This window comes from Streptomyces lusitanus (assembly GCF_042647945.1).
GTDB lineage: Bacteria > Actinomycetota > Actinomycetes > Streptomycetales > Streptomycetaceae > Streptomyces > Streptomyces pseudogriseolus.
Genome location: NZ_JBHRWL010000032.1, coordinates 12,877 through 29,416, shown reverse-complemented (window position 1 = coordinate 29,416; position 16,540 = coordinate 12,877). Strand labels below are relative to the sequence as shown.

Below are 16,540 nucleotides of genomic sequence, written 5' to 3'. Positions count from 1 at the left end.
GCCCCGCTGCGCGGGTCGGCCAACGGGCCTACGGCCCGAGCGGCAAGGGGAAGGGGGTGGTCGGGGGAGTGGCAGGCCGAACCGGGAGTGTGGGGGCGAGTTGACCTGCCGTCAGGCTGCTTTCTGGGGTGACCGTAAGGCAACACTAACAGAATTCAGCCACGTTCGAGGGACTTTCTCGGTTCCGAGTGCTTCACTTTGAAGCACGAGATAGACTCTGGACTCAGATAGCAGCACCACTAAGGGAGCTGGACCGCTTCTCGATCACGCTCCCCCGCTACTGGTCCGAGGTCGTGACCCGGTTCCGGTGAGGTCTACCTCAGCCGGTCGCACGCCTCCTACGTGCAGGTCTCCCGTTTCTTGCCCAACCAAGAGCCCAGGAGAAGGCAGACGAATATGTCGACCACAAGCCGAACCGATCAGCGTGAGGCGGCACAGCAGGAAGCCGTTGACGCGGTGGTCCGCGCTCTCGAATTGCCTGCAAGATCGCTTGCGCCCGAGAGGGGGCTCCGGACTCAGGTGATCATGGCCACCGGGTCCGGCAAGACCCGGGTTGCGGCCCGCAGCGCAGAGAAGCTCCGTGCGGGCCGCGTGCTGGTGCTCGTCCCCTCGCTGGACCTGCTCACCCAGACCGAGGCCGCGTGGCGCGAGGCCGGCCGCACGGGTCCGATGATCGGGGTCTCGTCCCTGCGGGGCGAGGACGTGACTTTCCCCAACACCACGGACGTGGAGGAACTGGTCGACTGGGTGCGGCCTTTCGACAAGGTCACCGTGTTCGCCACGTACGCCTCCCTCGGGCTCGGCACGCTGGAGCGGGCTCACAAGGGCGGCCTTCCGGGCTGGGACCTGATCGTGGTCGATGAGGCGCACCGGACTTCGGGCCGGATCGGGAAGCCGTGGGCGGTCGTCCACGACAACACCCGCATCCCGTCCCTGCGCCGCCTGTACATGACCGCCACGCCCCGCCTGTGGCAGCTGGACGAGGATGCCGAGGGCGCGCCGGGTGAGCTGGTGGCGAGCATGGAGGACGACCCGGACGGCCCGTTCGGTGCGCGCTGCTTCACGCTGACCCTCTCGGAGGCGATCGACCGGGGGATTTGTGCCCCCTACCAGGTGGTGTGCGTGGACATCACCGACACGCAGCTCCAGGCCGCGCAGCTCCTGGGCGCTGAGGGCCGCTCGGACGAGGTCCGCGGGGCCCGGCTCGCTGCCCTCCAGACCGCGCTGCTCAAGGCGTCGTCGGAGGAGAACTTCCGGCGCACGCTCGTCTTCCACCACCAGGTCCGCGAAGCCGAGGCGTTCGCGGCCGGCCTTCCCGACGTCGCCGCGCAGCTGCACGCCACCGACCCCGAGCTGTACCCGCGCACGATCTGGGCGGACTGGCTGTGCGGGGAGCACAAGCCGGGCCACCGGCGCCGGGTGCTGGGCGAGTTCGCGGACGGGATCGCCACGGACGGCACGGTCGTGGAGAAGGGCTTCCTGGGCTCGGTGAAGGTGCTCGGGGAGGGCGTGGACACCCGGGAATGTGACTCCGTCTACTGGGCCGACGTCCGCGGCTCTATGCCCGACCTCGTCCAGGCGGTCGGCCGGGCGCTGCGGATGCATCCGGGCGAGGGCAAGGTCGCCTCGCTCGTGGTGCCGGTGCTGCTCGGGCCGGGCGAGACGGCGGACAACATGCTGACCTCCAGGGCGTTCGGCGGGTTGGCGAAGCTGCTGGAGGCGCTCAGGGCGCACGATGCCCGGGTGGTGGAACAGCTGGCCGAGCAGCAGGCACAGAGCCGCGTGAGAGGCGTACAGAGCCGTAGTGGGGCAGAAGGGGAAGGGGCCGGGAGCGACCGAAGCGACCGTGGTCTGTCGGTGCCGGCCCGGGCGCTGCTGAAGTTCTCCACGCCACGTGACCCTGCGCAGCTGGCGGCGTTCATCAACCTGCGGGTACTCAACCCCGAGCACGCCCATTGGCGGCGCGGCATCGAGGCCGCCACCATCTACGCCCGTGAGCACGGCGACCTGCGGGTGCCCTTCACCTACCGAGTGCCCGGCCGCGACGACCAGGCGGCCCAAGCCGAGGGGTGGCCGGCCTCGCTCGCCGGTTTCCCTCTGGGGCAGTGGATCGCCGACAACCGGCGCTTCTACGCCCGCGGCGACATGGACGAAGACCGCGTCGCGCAGCTGGAGAAGCTGGGCATGGTGTGGTCGCACTTCGACGTCGCGTGGGAGGAGGGTCTCGCGGCGGCGCGCGGGTGGGCGGCCGAGGCGGGCCACCTCCTGGCCCCGCTGGACGCCACCTTCCAGGGCTACAAGGTGGGCATCTGGCTGAAGAACCAGCGGGCCGCCGCCCGCAAGGCGCAGGAGATCGAGCAGCGGCGTGCCGAGGGCCTGCCGGTTCAGTCGTCGGCCGGGGCGCTGTCGGAGGAGCGGCGCGAGCAGTTGGAGGAGATCGACCCGTCGTGGTGCCCGGCCTGGCCGGTGGAGTGGCAGCGGTGCTTCCACCTCGTCCGGCTCCACCTGGGGGCCGGCCACCCGCTGCCCACCGAGCCCGGCGACGTGATGCACCAGGGCGAGGACCTCGGGCGGTGGGTGCGCTCGGTCCGGCTCGGCTGGGACAATCTCACCACCGTGCAGCAGTGGATGTGTGAGCAGGTCCTCGGGATCGAGCCCGCGACCGAGGACGAGAAGCCGCAGCCGCGCCGTACGCAGGCGGACAAGTGGGCGATGAACTACGAGGCCGCCAAGCAGTTCTTCGAGCGCGAGGGGCACCTGCGGGTGCCTAGGAAGCACGTCGAACGGATCGTCGTCGGCGAGGACCAGGAGGAGCGGGAGCTGCGGCTCGGGGCGTGGATCGGGAACCAGCGCAGCCGGGCCGCGACGCTGTCCCCGGAGCGGGTGGAGCTGCTGTCCGCGATCGGGATGCGGTGGTCGTGATGGGCGTCGTGGTCCTCGTGGCCGTCGTCGCGCTCGCGGCCGGCTATCTGCTGGGGCGGCTGCGTCCGTGGAGCCGCCTGGGCGACTGGGCGGCCGGTCAGGTCCGCTTCACCGGGGCGTGGGTGCGGGGCGGCGCCGGGCGGCAGGCCGTCGTCGTCCTGGTCCACGTCGTCACCGCGCCGCGCACCAGCTGGCGCGTGATGTGCGCCCCGGCCACCGAGACGCGAGTGTCGGCGCCCGTACGTGATCCGGACTGGGTCGCCAACCGCTCCCGGGGAGAGCCCGAGTAGACGGAAGGTTGCCGACTCCCTTACTGGCATTCGACCCGCTAGAGGGATTTCGCCAGGAGAGGCCCGGACCAGGCGTCCGGGCCTTCGTCGTGCCCCGGGATCTTTCTTCCCGGCCGCTGCTGTCCGGGTCCCGCCTTCCAGCCCTACGGGGTGAAAGAGCCGTGCCCGGCAGGACGAGACGCAAGCACCCGAGCCCTGTCACTGTCCCGCCCGCCATGTCGAACTCACGCCGGAGGCAGTACCGATGACCAGCCGCCAGACACCCGGGGCAACACCCGCGCCGATCGCCGCTACCCTGAACACCACGCCCACCCTGGGCCGGGCCGAAGCCCCACAGGGACGCTCTTTCGCAGAGAGCCGTAGCAGGACCGCCGACCGCGAGGCGCGCACCACCCCCACGCGGACGACACCACCACAGGTGTCCGCTGTCCTCGATCCCTCTGCTCAAGGGAGCAGCATCATGACCCGGGACAACGTTCCCGCGCCCGTCCAGCCGCCCGACCCCGCGCCCGCCCCGCAGCAGCCTGCCGTGGGTGCCGGCCTGACCGCCGCGATAGGCCAGGGCGCCGTTCAGGGCGCCGCAAAGGCAGCCGCCCGGTTCATCAGCGACCGGCTGGTGGACAAGTTCCTCACGAACCCGCCCGACTGGCTCAGAGCCCTGTGGCACGCGCTGCCGAAGCCCTGGGAATAACCGCCCCGGCCGGGCAGGACGGTCCTGCCCGGCCGACCGGACAGCGCGCTGCGCATGCTCGACTAGACGCGCTCCAAGCATGTGGCTGGTACCTGGCCGCCACGAACGATGCGCCACACATGTCCTCCGCGGCCGCACTTGTGGTACGCCGGGCCGCTCTGCGTGCGGGCGATGGCCTCCACGCACGAGCGCACCACGTCGCCGCGGTGGAGGTAGCGCACGACCGGGGAGTCGGGCGCTGCAACTGGTGCGTTGCCTTCCGGCATCCGGACTGCCACCTTCTTCCCGGTGACCTTCCACTTGGTGGCGCACGCCTTGGCGGGCGTGGTGGCCGTCGCGCCGGGAACGGGGGTGGCATCAGCTGCCGGGGCGAGCAGAGCGGTAGCGGCGAACGTGGCTACCGCAGTTGCGGCGATCATCAGTCGTGTCACGCACGGCCAACTGCTCCCGTCCGGGGAAGGGTCACGGCTTCTGCTGGATGATCACCCACCCGAGGTGCGGCTGCTCGTCCACGTAGGGGTTGGCACATCCCAGGTTTCCGTGAGCGGCGTGATAGACGCTCGCCAGGGACCAGCGCCCGAGTGGGGGCGCTGCTCGTGCTCGAGAGCGCCCGGCACCATCGGAGGGGCGGGCGCTCTCGTGCCCGGTGGCGTCAGCCTGCGTCGAGCTCTCCGTCTGGTCTCAGTTCTCGCTGGCGTGGGGTTGGGAACCGCTGACTCTGGTGACCGCCCTGCCATGGCAGGTGGCCCCTGGTCTTCCCCTCGAAGACAGACCAGGGGCTAAGTGCCTGGCTCAGGTTGCTCGGGGGAGGTGGGCGTTGGCCCGGGCGGCGGCCTTCTCCGCGGTCGCCTTGGCTGAGGCCAGGATCTTCGCGGTTTCGTCCGGAGACTCTTCGAGTGCCTTCTTGATGTGGGCCGGGGCGAGCCCGCGGTGTGCAGACTCCAGCTGCGAGACGGCCCCCCGGAGGGCATCCAGTGCTGGAGTTTCGCTGACGCTGCCTGCCTTCCCCTGCTGGCCGTCCTGGCTGCCCGTAGCTCCGGCGGTCTGGGACTGGGCGGTTGCGAGCTCCCGGGCCAAGGCCGTCAGCTCTTCCTGTGTCAGTTCCTTCTCCTCCTTGCGGGGGAGCTGCTGCACGATGCCGGTGATCGCCTTGACGGTGGTCTTCCCGGTTGCGTCCCTGATGGTCTCGTGGACGGCGACCGAGGTCTCAGGGCCGTAGTCCTTGGTGATCGGGTTGAGGGCGCCGGCCGCCTTCTTACCGATGCTCGGGATGTCTGCACGCGCAGACACTCCGTTCGAATTCTCTTCGAACGCTTTGTCTGCGCGTGCAGACAGAAGCTCGCCGATGGCGTACGAGGTCATCTCTTCGTAGGCCAGGGGGCGGGACTTGTTGAAGACGTCCCGGGCGAAGTCCTCGAAGGTGGCGTGCGTCTTGCGGTACAGACGGCGGTTCTTGATATTGGCCATGGCCTTGCCCATGACCCACCAGGCGTCCTCGAACTGCTGGACGCCCCGCATGCAGAGCGCGAGGATCTGCTCCTCTTCCTCACTGAGGTCGCCCGTCACGTCTGGCGTCTCGATGGGTTCCGGCAGGTCGGCGAGGGTCAGCATCTTCTCCGGCCGCCCCTGGGCGAAGGGTTTGGCGGCCGAACCGGATCCGGTGGCAGTGGGCACGGCGGGGAGAGTTCCTTGCTGGCCGGGCACCGCGACCTTGCCAGCGGCCTTGCGTGCCTGGCGGTCCTTGAAGGGGTTGGGCTTACTCACGGCAGCAGGCCCCGCTCTTCCATCTCGGTGACCAGCTCGTCGAACACCGAACCCTTGGCCTGGATGTCGCTGCCTTCGTGGGTGCGCATGTACTTCACGACGGACGGGACCACCGTGGTGAACACGTTGTAGCCCTCGTCCACCAGGTACTCCCGGACCTGCTTGATCTCGCTCACGCCGGTCGGCGCCTTGCACAGCAGGATCCAGGTGGCCGGGGGCTTGCTGTCCGCCCGGAGCGGCGCAACGTCCTCGATGAACTCCTTGGTGGGGAGCTCTTCCATGCGCTCCACGTCGTTCATCGACGGCGGGAGATTGATGACCGCCAGGTCAGCGAGGCGCAGCACGGACGCTCCCACCGCCTTATGGTCCTCAAGGTGCCCGACGTCGACGACTCCGATGCCGTCCTCGAACCCGCCGGGGATCATCTGCGGCGTGTTGAGGTGGAAGGCGGGTGTGGCCGCCTGCTGGACGACGAACGGGTACGAGCCGTTGGCCTGCCACCGGCTGAACTGCCGGGAGTCATCCGCGTCGAAGCCGATCACCTTACGTCCGCGCTCATGCAGGGCGTGGCACATCCACGCGGAATTCGTGGTCTTGCCCGTACTACGAGGGCTGACATTGGCGATGTAGAACATGGCGTGAGGGTACCGACCCTCTCCCCTCCCCGAGCACCACTGGCCGGCGTGAATTGGGTCTGATGATGCCTGGAACGCAAAAAGCGGCCCCTTGCCCCGGACCTCGGTCTAGGGCAAGGGGCCGCTGGATTGCACACGGACGAGCGAAGCAGTGCTGCCACTCAGGCGCTCAAGTCGACGTCGGGCGGGAGGTCACGCCCGGCGAGGGCGTGGGTGAGGAGCCGCTACGGCGTGGTCCAGGCGCCGTGGATGCGGCTCCTGGCGTGGCGCAGTGGATCGTGCTGGTGAGGGCTGTCTCGGTGTCGGGGTGGATGAGGACCAGGGCGACGGGGTCGACGTCGGCCGGCGGTCCGTCGGCGGGACGCCCGCGCTCCAGGGCGCGGACGTCGGGGGCGATCCGTACGACGACGTCGCCGTGTCCGGTCCACGGAGTGGGTCTCTTCCGGGCGGTGAGCATCGCGGTGGAGGTCAGGCGTGGTCGCCTTGGCCCTTGGACCTGGGCTTCGGCGCGAGGTCGGAGGCGAACCGCCCGAGGCGGGCCTCAACGGGGTTGGCGGTGATCCAGCCCTCCGCGCAGGCCTTGTGCACGGGCTCCCCGGAGTGGGAGCGCATGGGCGTGGGCTGACCGCACAGCGTGCAGGGGAGGTCCTGCCAGCGGTCGAAGTGCTGGCTGTCGCGCCAGACGAGAAGCTCGCCGGGAGCCGGGATCAGGCCCGGCTCGAATGGCGCCTTCTGCTTCTTCGTACGTCCCGGGCGGGTCATGGCCAAGGTGCTCATGCGGCCCGGCCCCACAGGCTGGTGCCCGAGCGGCCGGTGCGGCGTCCGTTCACGGACGGCACCGTGACGTGCGCGGCGGTGGCGACGACCGCGCGGCCGGAGTGCTTGCCGTCGTACAGGGCGGCGTCGGCCGCCCGCTGCAACGCCGCCAGATCGCGTACGCCGGTCGTGTGCGGGGTCGCGGCACCGACCGAGGCAGCGACGTCGACCGTGCGGCCGTCGTCCAGAGTGACCGGGGTGTGCAGCATCCGCATCAGCTGCGCCAGGCGCTGCTCCCGGCGGGCGGCGGGCAGCTCCAGGACGACGGCGAACTCATCGCCGCCGAGGCGGCCGACGCAGGCGCGTGGCCCCGCCCAGGCGGTGAGCCGCGCGGCGGTCGCGGCGAGGACGGCGTCCCCGGCCGGGTGCCCGAAGTTGTCGTTCACGGCCTTGAAGTGGTCCTGGTCGACCATGACCACGGCCGTGCCGTCGCCGTGGCGGGCCAGGAGCCGACGGGCGCGGGCGGTGTAGGCGTCGCGGCGCAGCAGGCCGGTCAGCGGGTCCTTGCGGGTGGCGGCGAGCTGCTTGTGCAGCGCGGCCGCGTGGACCGTCCAGCCGGTCAACGGCACGGCGGCGGTCGTCAGTAAGAGGGTGCGCTGACCAATCCGGCCCTGAATGCGCAAGAGTGACGTCATACTTGGGTTCTCCGTCTCGTGTGGATGGATGGACCCGGGGCAGCCGACGAAGCCGCCAAGCAGAGCGGCTGTCCCGGACTCTTCTTCGGGATGCTCGGGGTCAGGCCGCCAGGCGGTGGTCGACCGGGACCGGGGAGTGCGTGTAGGTGTCGGGGCTGGGTTCGTAGCCCTTGTCGCAGGGGTCGCAGACGCCCTGGGTGCGCAGCGGGAGACAGAAGTGGTAGCGGCGACGGCACCGCGGGCATGTGCTTCTGGCGGCCATGGCCCGGTCCAGCGCCCATTCCTGCGCGAGCGTCGGCGTGCGTTTCGGCCGGGCCAGGTCAACGCGGAACAGAAAGCCTCGGGTGGGGTGGCCGCACGACCACTGCGGCCGGGTGGCGCACAGCTTGCACCGCAGGACCGCGACCGGATCGTGTCCGCCAGGGCTCAGGCCCATCTCCCGTAGCTGACGCCGGGTGGCCAGGCCCTCAGGGACGGCGCTGCGGTCATACTCAGGCAGATGCCCGTCACTGCGCGGCACCCGCCTCACCTCAACGCGCCGCCGCTTCCTCGGGCGCGCCATCACCTGCTCCAGGCGCCGGGCAGCCGGCCGGGACGCTGCGGGTAGCGGGGGCCGGGACGCTGTGGTCGGGGCCGGCCGATCCGGCGACGCGGACGGGGGACGAGCATGGCGGTACCTCCAGGCATCGGTGGACGGCACTGCGCCCCGCCGACGTCGTGCTGGTGCTGGCGGGGCGCAGTGGGGAAAGGGGATTGGTCGTGCGAGGCCGGACGGCCTGCCAGGTCCTCGCACACCACGCGCTGGGGCGGGTGTGCGAGGACCTGGCGGAGCGTCCGGAGAGCACTGATGCCCCGCACCATCAGGGGCGGGGCATCAGTTGGGTCGCGTTGGGGGGCTACAGCAGCCGAGCCTCACGCTGCTTGAGTGGCTCTCCGGTTTCGGCGTCGATGGCTGTCCGGTCCGGGCGAAACTCGATCATGCGGCGCGGGGCCCGCGAGCCCTCTTCCCACGTGGGACCGCCCACCGCGACAGACATCCGAACTGGTTCGTAGCGGTCCTTGACCGGCACCTTGACCTCCAGCCTGATCGGCATGGGGATCTCGCCCGGCTCCATGGGAGCCGTCTTCTCTTGGACCGTCTGGTCAGCGGAGTCGATTCGGACGAGCTTCGGGTTCTCCTCCGGGTTGACCCAGACAGACAGGATGACCGACTGCCCATCCTTGCTCCACTTAGCCCTTGCTTCGGTCTGTACTCCGTCGATGACCAGATCGGTCGCTGAGACTCCCTTGTAGGCGGCGGCTTGCTCCTGGCGCTCCTGGGCCCGCTTGTCGTCTTCTGCGTTCTGCCACACGACGCCGGCGGCGAGAGCCAGGGCGGCAATCGTTGCGACGTAGGGCCAGGTGCGTCGGCGCGGCTTCTCCGACGGTGTGTCATCCGCGGGCGGTTCGGGCGAGGCCGGCTGGGGTCCGCGGTGCCACTGCGGTGACGTGTTGTCGTCGGTCTGCTCGAACCATTCGACGTTCCCCATGCGGGCGACGGTAGCGCGCAGCTGCACCGCCTGGTCCAGGTTCCCGCACAGTTCAGCCACCCTGGCGCGGGTCGACAGCCAGGACAGGGCCTCGACGCTGTTGATGCCGTGGGCGGTGATGTCCTCGCGCTCACCGAGGGCCGCCAGGTCGGCGGCTTCACCGCAGCGTCCTTCCCGCGCGGCCTCGATGGCGGCGAGGTGGCGGGAGTCTATGACGTTGGGCGGCATCTCCCAGTCCCACTCGCCTTCGTCGCACGGGGAGGGCTCGGGCTTGGCGAACAGGTCGTCGGCCAGGTCCTGGTCCTGGTCTTGGTCGCTGCCGACGGCGGGAGCCGCAGCCTCTGCAGCGGTGTCCTGCTCGACGGCAACGGCGAGCCCCTGCTGCGCCTTGCGGCGTCGGGACGAGGTGTCCGTCAGCCTGGCTTCCTCCTCGCTGATGACCGTCTGGACAATGTCGACATAGTCGGGTCCGACCTTCCACACGGCCTGTCCCGGGTCGAGGGCCGGGATCTTGTCGATGGCCCACTGGGGCAGGCTGAGCAGAGCGCCGACGAGGGCCGCCTCCTCGGGACCGAGGCGTCCGATGTGGGCGACCTCGCACAACCGCGCCAGGTCCTGCGCGGGCCCGGTGCCGAGGTCGGACAACGTGTGCATCACCACGTCCAGCGACAGCCCGGCCTTGCGCGAGTTTTTCAGCAGTCGCTGGATCAGCTCGCTGGTGGCCGGCGACAGCAGGATCTGCCACGCCTCCTCCAAGACGAGGTGGCGGTGTGCGGCGGTCGACTGCCGCAGCCACACGTGCTCTGCCCAGCACGCCACGGCCGCCATCAGCGACGGGATCGCCGGACTGTTGCGGTCGAGGCGGGAGAAGTCGAAGGAAATGATCGGCAGATCGGTCTCGGGGAGGCTTGCGGTGTCGCCGTCGAACAGGCCGCGCAGCGATCCCTCGGTGTAGCGGGACAGGGCGATGGCCGCGCCCTCGCCCCACTCGGTCAGCTTCTCGACCGGCCAGCGCCCTTCTTCGGGGAGCACCAGGGCGTCCACCAGGCCGTTGAGTGAGGTGGCCTTGGGGTGGTTGAGGGCGTGCTGGAGAGCGTGGGTGGCCTGGTGGGTGAGGGCGGCGGGCTCCACGGCGGCGATGAGCGAGCGCACCAGCTGCTCGCGGACTTCCCGCGGGAACAGGCCGGAGACCGGGTTCAGGGTGAACATGCCGGCCTCGATGACCTGACCGCCGAGCGAGCGGACGAGGGGCGCCCACTCGCCCGCGTCGTCCTCTCCGAAGGAGTCGATGACGACGTACTGGTGACCGTGCTCCAGGATCTCGCGTCGGGCACGGGTCTTCGCCGTCGTCGACTTGCCGGAGCCCAGACCGCCCAAGGCGAGCGAGTTCGTGGACGGCAGCACTCTGTGGTCGGTCAGGACGGGGGAGAGGTGGAAAGGGCGGCCGTCCAGCAGCGACCGGCCGACGAAGATGCCGGGGAAGCGAGTGCTGGAGGCGACGAGCGGCGCCGTAATTGCCGCATGGCTGGAGGGCAGGCGAATCATCAGAGGATCGCCCCTTTCCGGGTCGAGGCTCCGTGCGGGGTGGTCATCACGTGGGCGCGGTGCTGCTGGCCGGGGAGCCAGTCGAGACGGATACGGTGCCGGTCGGCCATGAGGGACGCCTGCCAGCGGGCGTCGGTGACGGCCTCAGGGCTGTCTCCCCACACGGTCAGGTAGGCGTCGATGTCCACGAGCGTGGCGCCCTGGACGAGCGCGCCGTGCGTCGAGCTGCTGGCGAGGTCGTGCGCGTCGGCCTTGATCTTGTCGGTGGTGAAGGCTTCGGCTGCGGCGCGCTGCCACTTCGCCGACCGCCGGGACTGCGCGGCCGGTAGGGGCCGGTACAGGACGGCGAGGGACCGGTCCGTGCCGTGGCCGAGCAACAGCTTCGGCATGAGGTCGCCGTCCGTCTCGTCGGGCCAGGCCGTGATCCGGGCGGTCGTGGCGTAGCGGTCGTCGTCCAGGGCGACCCAACCCGGGCCCCGCTCGACCACGGCCGGGGCAGGTTCGGGCTCAACGGGGGTGAGGACGCCAAGTCCGGCGAATTCGTGGGCCAGAGTGTCCACGACGCGTGCAGGCTGGCCCACGAGCCCCTTCGGGACATGGACCGAGAGGGTCTGCGTGTGCTCGGTGTACTCGCCGACGCGCGTGTGGTGTGCGACGTGCACCTGGATGCCCGCAGTTCGGGCCTGCCCCCCGGCAAAGGTGAGGGCCCTGGAGAACGCCTCGTGCCAGGCCGCCCGCAGCTGGGGGTCCTGCATGGTGCCGTGCTCCGGGTACAGCATCCACGTGGCGGTCGCCCCCGGACTGGCGGTCATGGCGGCCGGCGCGGTGCGCTCCCGCAGACGCCGGTAACCGACCGCCGCCCACCGGGCGAGTGAGCGCGGTCCCGGCGCGAGGTTGAGCAGCGCGGCGGCAGCGCCGACCGCGCCGAACGTCCAGATGGGGGGCGGGGTGAGCATCGCCGACATCAGGACGGCGCCCCCGACCCCGGCATTCGCCTTCGTCAGCAGAGTCTCGACAGGGCTCAGACCGCGCTGCAAGGCGGGCACACGGTAGCCGGGCGTCAGGGAGTACACGGCATTTCCTCCTCGGTAGATAGGGCGGCCCCGGTGCTCGCCCGCCACCCCAGTGGGGCGGAGCGGGTGGGCACCGGGGCCGGACAGGGTTTACGGATTGCTCGGCTGGTTGGGTGCCGGCTGCGGGTGGGTGGCGGGCGTCCGCTGCGGGCGTGCCGCAGGCCCGCCAGCCGTCGGCTGAGCAGCTGCGGTCGCCTCCCTGCGTGCCTGCCTGAGCTGCGCCGTACGGGCCGCATCATGCGTGATCTTCTGCGAGGCAGACGCGGTCGTCAGCCGTGCTGGCCGCTCCTTCTGCGTGATCCCGTAGGCGGCGAACAGCACACCTCGGTCCTGCGCCATGGCGCGGCGCGGGGTGTCCACGGTGCGCGGTCCGCGCGGTGTCGTCTCCTGCTCGTAGACGTCCGGTGCACCGGCCCGCACGACCGCGTGGGCCAGCGGGCTCGAGGTCCGGCGTTCCACCAGCTCCCGGGCACCACGGGCCAGCCGGGGCCCGAAGTACGGCACACCGTGGAAGATCATGCGCAGCATCAGAGCGTCCGCGATGACCAGCAGGAGGGCGTCCATTACGAGCGCTCCCTCCGTCATCTTCACGAAGGGGCTGAGCAGCAGCAGTGCCATCGGGGCGAGCATGAGCCCCAGCAGGCGCTGTGCCCAGGCCATGACTGCGGAGGTGTCGCCTCCACGGGCCAGCGATGCCAGCACCACGGGCGCCATGCACACGAACAGCAGAATGCCGAGGTTGCGGGCCATGAACACCAGCGTTGCGAAGGCCAGTGCAACGACCAGCGCAGCGAGAATCAGCAGGACCGACAGTGGGTTGTTCGCATCGGCTGCGTCATCCATGTCCTTGGCGATCGTGCCCAGGAGGGTCGATTCGCTGCTGCTGAACATGGTGCGGAACGCGGCGCTGACGGCCTCGTTGAGCGCCATGACGGCGCCGGGGATCGCTGCCATGCCGGCGACGGCGGCGAGCGTCCATCCGGTCGAGGCACCCATCTGCTTGAGACGGGGTGCGCCCTGCCAGGCGGTCAGGGCACACACGACGACGACGCAGATGAAGATGGCGATGGCCAGGTGCTGGCCCAGCCACAGGAACTGTTGGTAGACCCAGTCGTCTGCCTTCTCCGGGGCCCAGGTGTTCTTGGGTGCCAGCAGCCCTTCCAGCTTCCGGATGAGGCTTTCGGCGAGGTCCCGGGTGTTGGTGACGGCTCCGTCGGTGATGCCCTGGCTCCCGCCGGGGGCGGGCGGCCCGCCCCCATCGGGTGGGCCGCCGCCGGAGTCGTCCCTGACGCAGTACTCGTAGCCCGGCGTGCCTTTGAGGGCGTCGCACGGGTCTTCGTCTGCTCGGAACGGCATGTGATCAGCCCTTGGCTTCGGTCACGGTCGAGAAGAGGGTGTCGCCGTACAGGGCGAGGATGACGGCGACGAAGAGCGTGCCGACGGCCATCGATCCCTTGCGGAGGGCGCCCTTGGGGTCGTTGGAGAGCTGGAGCAGCATCCGCACGGCGATGACGGCGATGACGGCGGCGATGCCCTTGGTGACCAGGCCGCCGCCGGTGAGGCCGATGGTGTCGAAGAAGTCCTTGAAACCCTCGGACATGTCGACGGGCTTGGCGAGGATGACCTTGCGCATGGATCAGATCTCCTTGTTGTTGTTCGAGGTGGGTCGGCCGACGGCGAACAGGTCGCGCATCGTGTCCATGGGGGAATAGCGGACTCTGGTGCCGGGCCGGGGGGCGTCGATCATCCATCCATTTCCGACGTAAATGCCGACGTGGTGAATGTTCGTCGCGCTGGTGCCGTAGAAGACAAGGTCTCCGGGGCGTACCTGGCCCGGCTTTACCGGCTGGGATGCTGCGTATTGCTGGGCTGCCGTGCGAGGCAGGGAGATACCCGCCTGCGCGTAGGCGTACAGCGTGAGACCGGAGCAGTCGAAACCGGTGACGGCTTTTCCGTTCTGGCCGCCGGGGGAGCAGCACACGCCCGTGCTGGGGCCGTTCGCGTTCCCTCCGCCCCACGAGTACGGGGTTCCCAGCATCTGCTGTGCCGCGTTGATCGCGGTTGCCGCCTGCCCGGTGTCTGCCACTCTCCCGCCGCCTTGGTGCTGGTTGGCGAGCGCGGTGATGGATCGAACGTAGTTCTGTGTTTCCTTGTACGGGGGAACACCCCCGTATTTCTGTACTGCGCCGCTGCCTGCGTTGTAGGCGGCGAGCATGTTGCTCTGCTTGTTCCCGGGTACGTTCTTGACGTCTTGGGCGATGGTGCAGAGGTACTTGGCGGATGACGGGATCGCGTCCTCGGGATCCCAGACGTCACGCCGTCCGTCGCCGTTGCCGTCGATTCCGTGGGTTTCCCACGTGGACGGCATGAATTGGGCGATGCCCTGCGCGCCGACGGGGCTCTTTGCTCTCGGGTTGAAACCCGATTCCTGTGTGAGCAGGGCGGCGAGCAGGTTTGGACTGACCTCGGGGCAGGTGTTTCCTGCCTCCTCGATCAGGCTCTTGTACTCGGCGGGCACGGACATGCTGAGCGCCGCGCCCACCACCGGGTCGTCGCCGGCGGCCTGGACGAGCGCGGCCACGATGACAGCCGCGGTCGCTCCAGCCCCGACGATGGCCGCTGTGGAGCCCTTCAAGGGCTTTCCCCCTCCCTGTTGAGCGAATGATGGCTTTTCGCAGGTCACAACCGCCATGACGGTCCGCCAGGGCACCGCCAGGCGACCGCCGGGGACCGCCATGGGTCCACCATGGGTCCGCCACGGATGGCGGTGGCATGGCGGTCTATGGCGGTGCTGTGGCGGTGCCCTGGCGGTGTGGTGTGGCGGTCACGAATCGGCCCTTGCGAAGGCGAGCAGGTCCTCCAGGCGGTAGCCGCGGCCCTGCGAGCCCTTGTAGGTGCGCGGGCCGCCCAGAAGCTCATTGAGCTTCTTTCCGCGCTTTACCGGATCGTCTTCCAGGATTCCGAGGGCGGGCGCCATGTCCGGCGTGGTCATGAAGTCCACACCCTTGCTCCGCATCAGCTCTATAGCCTGTCGGAGAGGGGTTTCTTCCGGGATTTTCTCCAGGAGCTTGGTGGATTTTTCGTCCACCACGTCCCAGATGAACTTGTCCTCGAAGTTGAACCCTCGGATGAGGGTGGATCGCCCATTGGCAAACAGGACTGCCTGCCCCTTGATGTCCGGGTCCAGGAGTGCCGGGTTGATAGGGGCGATCGTCTCGAAGTATGTGTCACCGAGAGCAACTTTGGCAGTTCCCTGGGATGCCACGTACAGACACATTCGGTAGAGGAACTGATCCCTGACCTCGACAGGAATTGCATTCACAGACGGGCGTTGCGTCATGAGTACCGTCGAGATCCCGGATTCCAGAGACTTGGAAACCAGCTGTCGTGTGTCATTGGCGATCTGCTTGGCCTGGTCCCTTTCTTCGTTCGTGCCGCCAGACGCGAAGAAGTCAGCCGCCTCATCCACGATGAAAAAGACCGGCCTGAACTTTGGTACTGGCTTCCGGTCACGGATGGCTTCCTTGATTTGTCCGTACCGACTGTCCGAGAGGCCGTTCAGCTCACGGACCATGTCCCAGAAGACGGCCGGATCGTCGGACGACTCGTAGCGGGTGGCGATCGGCTCGAACCTGGTAAGCCCGCAGAACTTCCCGTCGAGCAAGTACAGGTCGAATTCGCCGTACGCGATCAGAAGGCAGGTAATAAGCCCGTTGATCAGCGTGGTTTTGCCCATCTGTGTCATTCCGGCGACCAGCAGTGACGCCTTGTCGAACGTGGGCACACCGTGGAGCTGGCCGGTGACGTCGTGACCAAGCGGCACCCCGGCGAACGTCTCGATCTCCTGCCGGGTTGGGGCCGGGAACGGCGTGGTGAACGGCGGCTCGTGGAGCTTGAGAAGCTTCACGCGGCGTTCGTTGTCCCGGCTGCGCTCCATCGTCAGATGGAGGCGGGTGACGCCGAACATGCCGGCCACGGTGCCGAGCCGTTTCTCTACGTCCTCGTAGGTGCGCCCCTTGGGGACCAGGAAGTCGTAGAGCGTGCCGGTCGGCATGTCGGTGACGGTGGCCTCGTCGGCCCGGATGACCTGCTCCCGGCCGATGACGCCGGCCGTGGTGAGCGCCGCCGTCAGCTCCGGGTGTGCGGGAGCCCGTTCGGCTTCCGTCTCCGGCCCCTCCAGCAGACTGACGGCCGTCTCCTGCTTTGCGGCCTGCGCGGCCTGCGGTTCGCGTGCCCAGCGCTGCTGGACGAACGTCCGGAGCCGCCAGGCGCCGTAGCCGAGCGCGACCAGAGCTCCTGCGGTGAGCAGCACAGTGGCAGGCCAGGACAGACCGAGCTTGTCCTTGATGGCGGCAAGGGCGCCGAACGCGATGGCGAGGACACCGATAGCGCCCGCCGTCTGCCCGGCCAGGTCGTCGCTGACCTGCGCGTTCTTCTTTCTTCCCACACCCCTCTCCTTCGTCTGATCATGACAGCGGGTGACCATAGCCACACGCGCATTCGATTTCCAGGGACTTGGTTACAGCGCTCGCCGGGTCTGCTCCCTCAGGTCTGCAACCGAGAGGCTGCTCGCTGGGTCACTCGCCGGGTCTGCGCTGGTCGACCGCAGGTTCTGCTTCCGGCAGTCGCAGCAAGGGCCA

15 protein-coding genes are annotated in these 16,540 nt (G+C 69.2%); 3 read left to right on the top strand and 12 right to left on the bottom strand.

Going from position 1 to position 16,540, the window contains the following annotated elements:
- Positions 1 to 396 precede the first annotated feature (396 nt).
- From ACFOSY_RS31825 to ACFOSY_RS31815, 3 genes are all read left to right on the top strand, one after another.
- On the top strand, positions 397 to 2,922 hold the full coding sequence (locus tag ACFOSY_RS31825) for a DEAD/DEAH box helicase (RefSeq protein ID WP_394313670.1): 2,526 nt from the start codon (positions 397 to 399) through the stop codon (positions 2,920 to 2,922).
- A complete protein-coding gene (locus ACFOSY_RS31820; RefSeq protein ID WP_394313668.1) occupies positions 2,922 to 3,212 on the top strand; it encodes a hypothetical protein in 291 nt (96 codons plus the stop codon). Before ACFOSY_RS31825 ends, ACFOSY_RS31820 begins: the two co-directional genes overlap by 1 nt.
- 460 nt (positions 3,213 to 3,672) lie before the next feature.
- Entirely contained in the window at positions 3,673 to 3,903 is a 231-nt protein-coding gene (locus ACFOSY_RS31815) for a hypothetical protein (protein ID WP_394313666.1), read from the top strand.
- A gap of 792 nt (positions 3,904 to 4,695) precedes the next feature.
- On the opposite strand, the gene ACFOSY_RS31810 is transcribed toward ACFOSY_RS31815, so the two are convergent.
- The 12 genes from ACFOSY_RS31810 to ACFOSY_RS31755 form a co-directional block, all read right to left on the bottom strand.
- A complete protein-coding gene (locus tag ACFOSY_RS31810; RefSeq protein WP_394313664.1) occupies positions 4,696 to 5,667 on the bottom strand; it encodes a hypothetical protein in 972 nt (323 codons plus the stop codon).
- Positions 5,664 to 6,302: a nucleotide-binding protein gene (locus ACFOSY_RS31805; RefSeq protein ID WP_394313661.1), complete on the bottom strand. Its 639-nt coding sequence runs from the start codon at positions 6,300 to 6,302 to the stop codon at positions 5,664 to 5,666. The genes ACFOSY_RS31810 and ACFOSY_RS31805 overlap by 4 nt, the downstream gene beginning before the upstream one ends.
- Positions 6,303 to 6,471: 169 nt before the next feature.
- Positions 6,472 to 6,759 (bottom strand): hypothetical protein, encoded by a 288-nt coding sequence (locus ACFOSY_RS31800; protein WP_394313659.1) that lies wholly within the window; start codon positions 6,757 to 6,759, stop codon positions 6,472 to 6,474.
- 11 nt (positions 6,760 to 6,770) lie between these two features.
- A complete protein-coding gene (locus ACFOSY_RS31795; RefSeq protein WP_394313656.1) occupies positions 6,771 to 7,079 on the bottom strand; it encodes a hypothetical protein in 309 nt (102 codons plus the stop codon).
- The gene (locus tag ACFOSY_RS31790; protein WP_394313654.1) at positions 7,076 to 7,753 is read right to left on the bottom strand and encodes a GGDEF domain-containing protein; all 678 of its coding nucleotides are present in this window, start codon (positions 7,751 to 7,753) and stop codon (positions 7,076 to 7,078) included. Before ACFOSY_RS31790 ends, ACFOSY_RS31795 begins: the two co-directional genes overlap by 4 nt.
- Before the next feature lie 100 nt (positions 7,754 to 7,853).
- On the bottom strand, positions 7,854 to 8,273 hold the full coding sequence (locus ACFOSY_RS31785) for an RRQRL motif-containing zinc-binding protein (protein WP_394313651.1): 420 nt from the start codon (positions 8,271 to 8,273) through the stop codon (positions 7,854 to 7,856).
- Positions 8,274 to 8,649: 376 nt separating this feature from the next.
- Entirely contained in the window at positions 8,650 to 10,827 is a 2,178-nt protein-coding gene (locus ACFOSY_RS31780; protein WP_394313648.1) for a hypothetical protein, read from the bottom strand.
- Positions 10,827 to 11,900 carry a hypothetical protein gene (locus ACFOSY_RS31775; protein WP_394313646.1) on the bottom strand — a complete coding sequence of 358 codons (1,074 nt, stop codon included), beginning with the start codon at positions 11,898 to 11,900 and terminating at the stop codon, positions 10,827 to 10,829. Before ACFOSY_RS31775 ends, ACFOSY_RS31780 begins: the two co-directional genes overlap by 1 nt.
- A gap of 90 nt (positions 11,901 to 11,990) precedes the next feature.
- A complete protein-coding gene (locus tag ACFOSY_RS31770) occupies positions 11,991 to 13,256 on the bottom strand; it encodes a hypothetical protein (RefSeq protein ID WP_394313644.1) in 1,266 nt (421 codons plus the stop codon).
- A gap of 4 nt (positions 13,257 to 13,260) precedes the next feature.
- Entirely contained in the window at positions 13,261 to 13,533 is a 273-nt protein-coding gene (locus ACFOSY_RS31765; protein ID WP_394313641.1) for a hypothetical protein, read from the bottom strand.
- 3 nt (positions 13,534 to 13,536) lie between these two features.
- Complete coding sequence (locus ACFOSY_RS31760; protein ID WP_394313639.1) at positions 13,537 to 14,637, bottom strand: bifunctional lytic transglycosylase/C40 family peptidase; 1,101 nt, start codon at positions 14,635 to 14,637, stop codon at positions 13,537 to 13,539.
- 87 nt (positions 14,638 to 14,724) lie between these two features.
- Positions 14,725 to 16,347, bottom strand: coding sequence for an FtsK/SpoIIIE domain-containing protein (locus tag ACFOSY_RS31755; protein WP_394313637.1), 1,623 nt, complete (start codon positions 16,345 to 16,347; stop codon positions 14,725 to 14,727).
- Positions 16,348 to 16,540 lie beyond the last annotated feature (193 nt).

What these genes read in the sequence shown, in the direction of transcription:
- ACFOSY_RS31780 (WP_394313648.1), bottom strand. Translation starts at nt 10,827, where the DNA reads ATGATTCGCCTGCCCTCCAGCCATGCGGCAATTACGGCGCCGCTCGTC.
- ACFOSY_RS31770 (WP_394313644.1), bottom strand. Translation starts at nt 13,256, where the DNA reads ATGCCGTTCCGAGCAGACGAAGACCCGTGCGACGCCCTCAAAGGCACG.
- ACFOSY_RS31800 (WP_394313659.1), bottom strand. Translation starts at nt 6,759, where the DNA reads ATGCTCACCGCCCGGAAGAGACCCACTCCGTGGACCGGACACGGCGAC.
- ACFOSY_RS31760 (WP_394313639.1), bottom strand. Translation starts at nt 14,637, where the DNA reads ATGGCGGTCCCCGGCGGTCGCCTGGCGGTGCCCTGGCGGACCGTCATG.
- ACFOSY_RS31765 (WP_394313641.1), bottom strand. Translation starts at nt 13,533, where the DNA reads ATGCGCAAGGTCATCCTCGCCAAGCCCGTCGACATGTCCGAGGGTTTC.
- ACFOSY_RS31815 (WP_394313666.1), top strand. Translation starts at nt 3,673, where the DNA reads ATGACCCGGGACAACGTTCCCGCGCCCGTCCAGCCGCCCGACCCCGCG.
- ACFOSY_RS31805 (WP_394313661.1), bottom strand. Translation starts at nt 6,302, where the DNA reads ATGTTCTACATCGCCAATGTCAGCCCTCGTAGTACGGGCAAGACCACG.
- ACFOSY_RS31795 (WP_394313656.1), bottom strand. Translation starts at nt 7,079, where the DNA reads ATGAGCACCTTGGCCATGACCCGCCCGGGACGTACGAAGAAGCAGAAG.
- ACFOSY_RS31820 (WP_394313668.1), top strand. Translation starts at nt 2,922, where the DNA reads ATGGGCGTCGTGGTCCTCGTGGCCGTCGTCGCGCTCGCGGCCGGCTAT.
- ACFOSY_RS31825 (WP_394313670.1), top strand. Translation starts at nt 397, where the DNA reads ATGTCGACCACAAGCCGAACCGATCAGCGTGAGGCGGCACAGCAGGAA.
- ACFOSY_RS31790 (WP_394313654.1), bottom strand. Translation starts at nt 7,753, where the DNA reads ATGACGTCACTCTTGCGCATTCAGGGCCGGATTGGTCAGCGCACCCTC.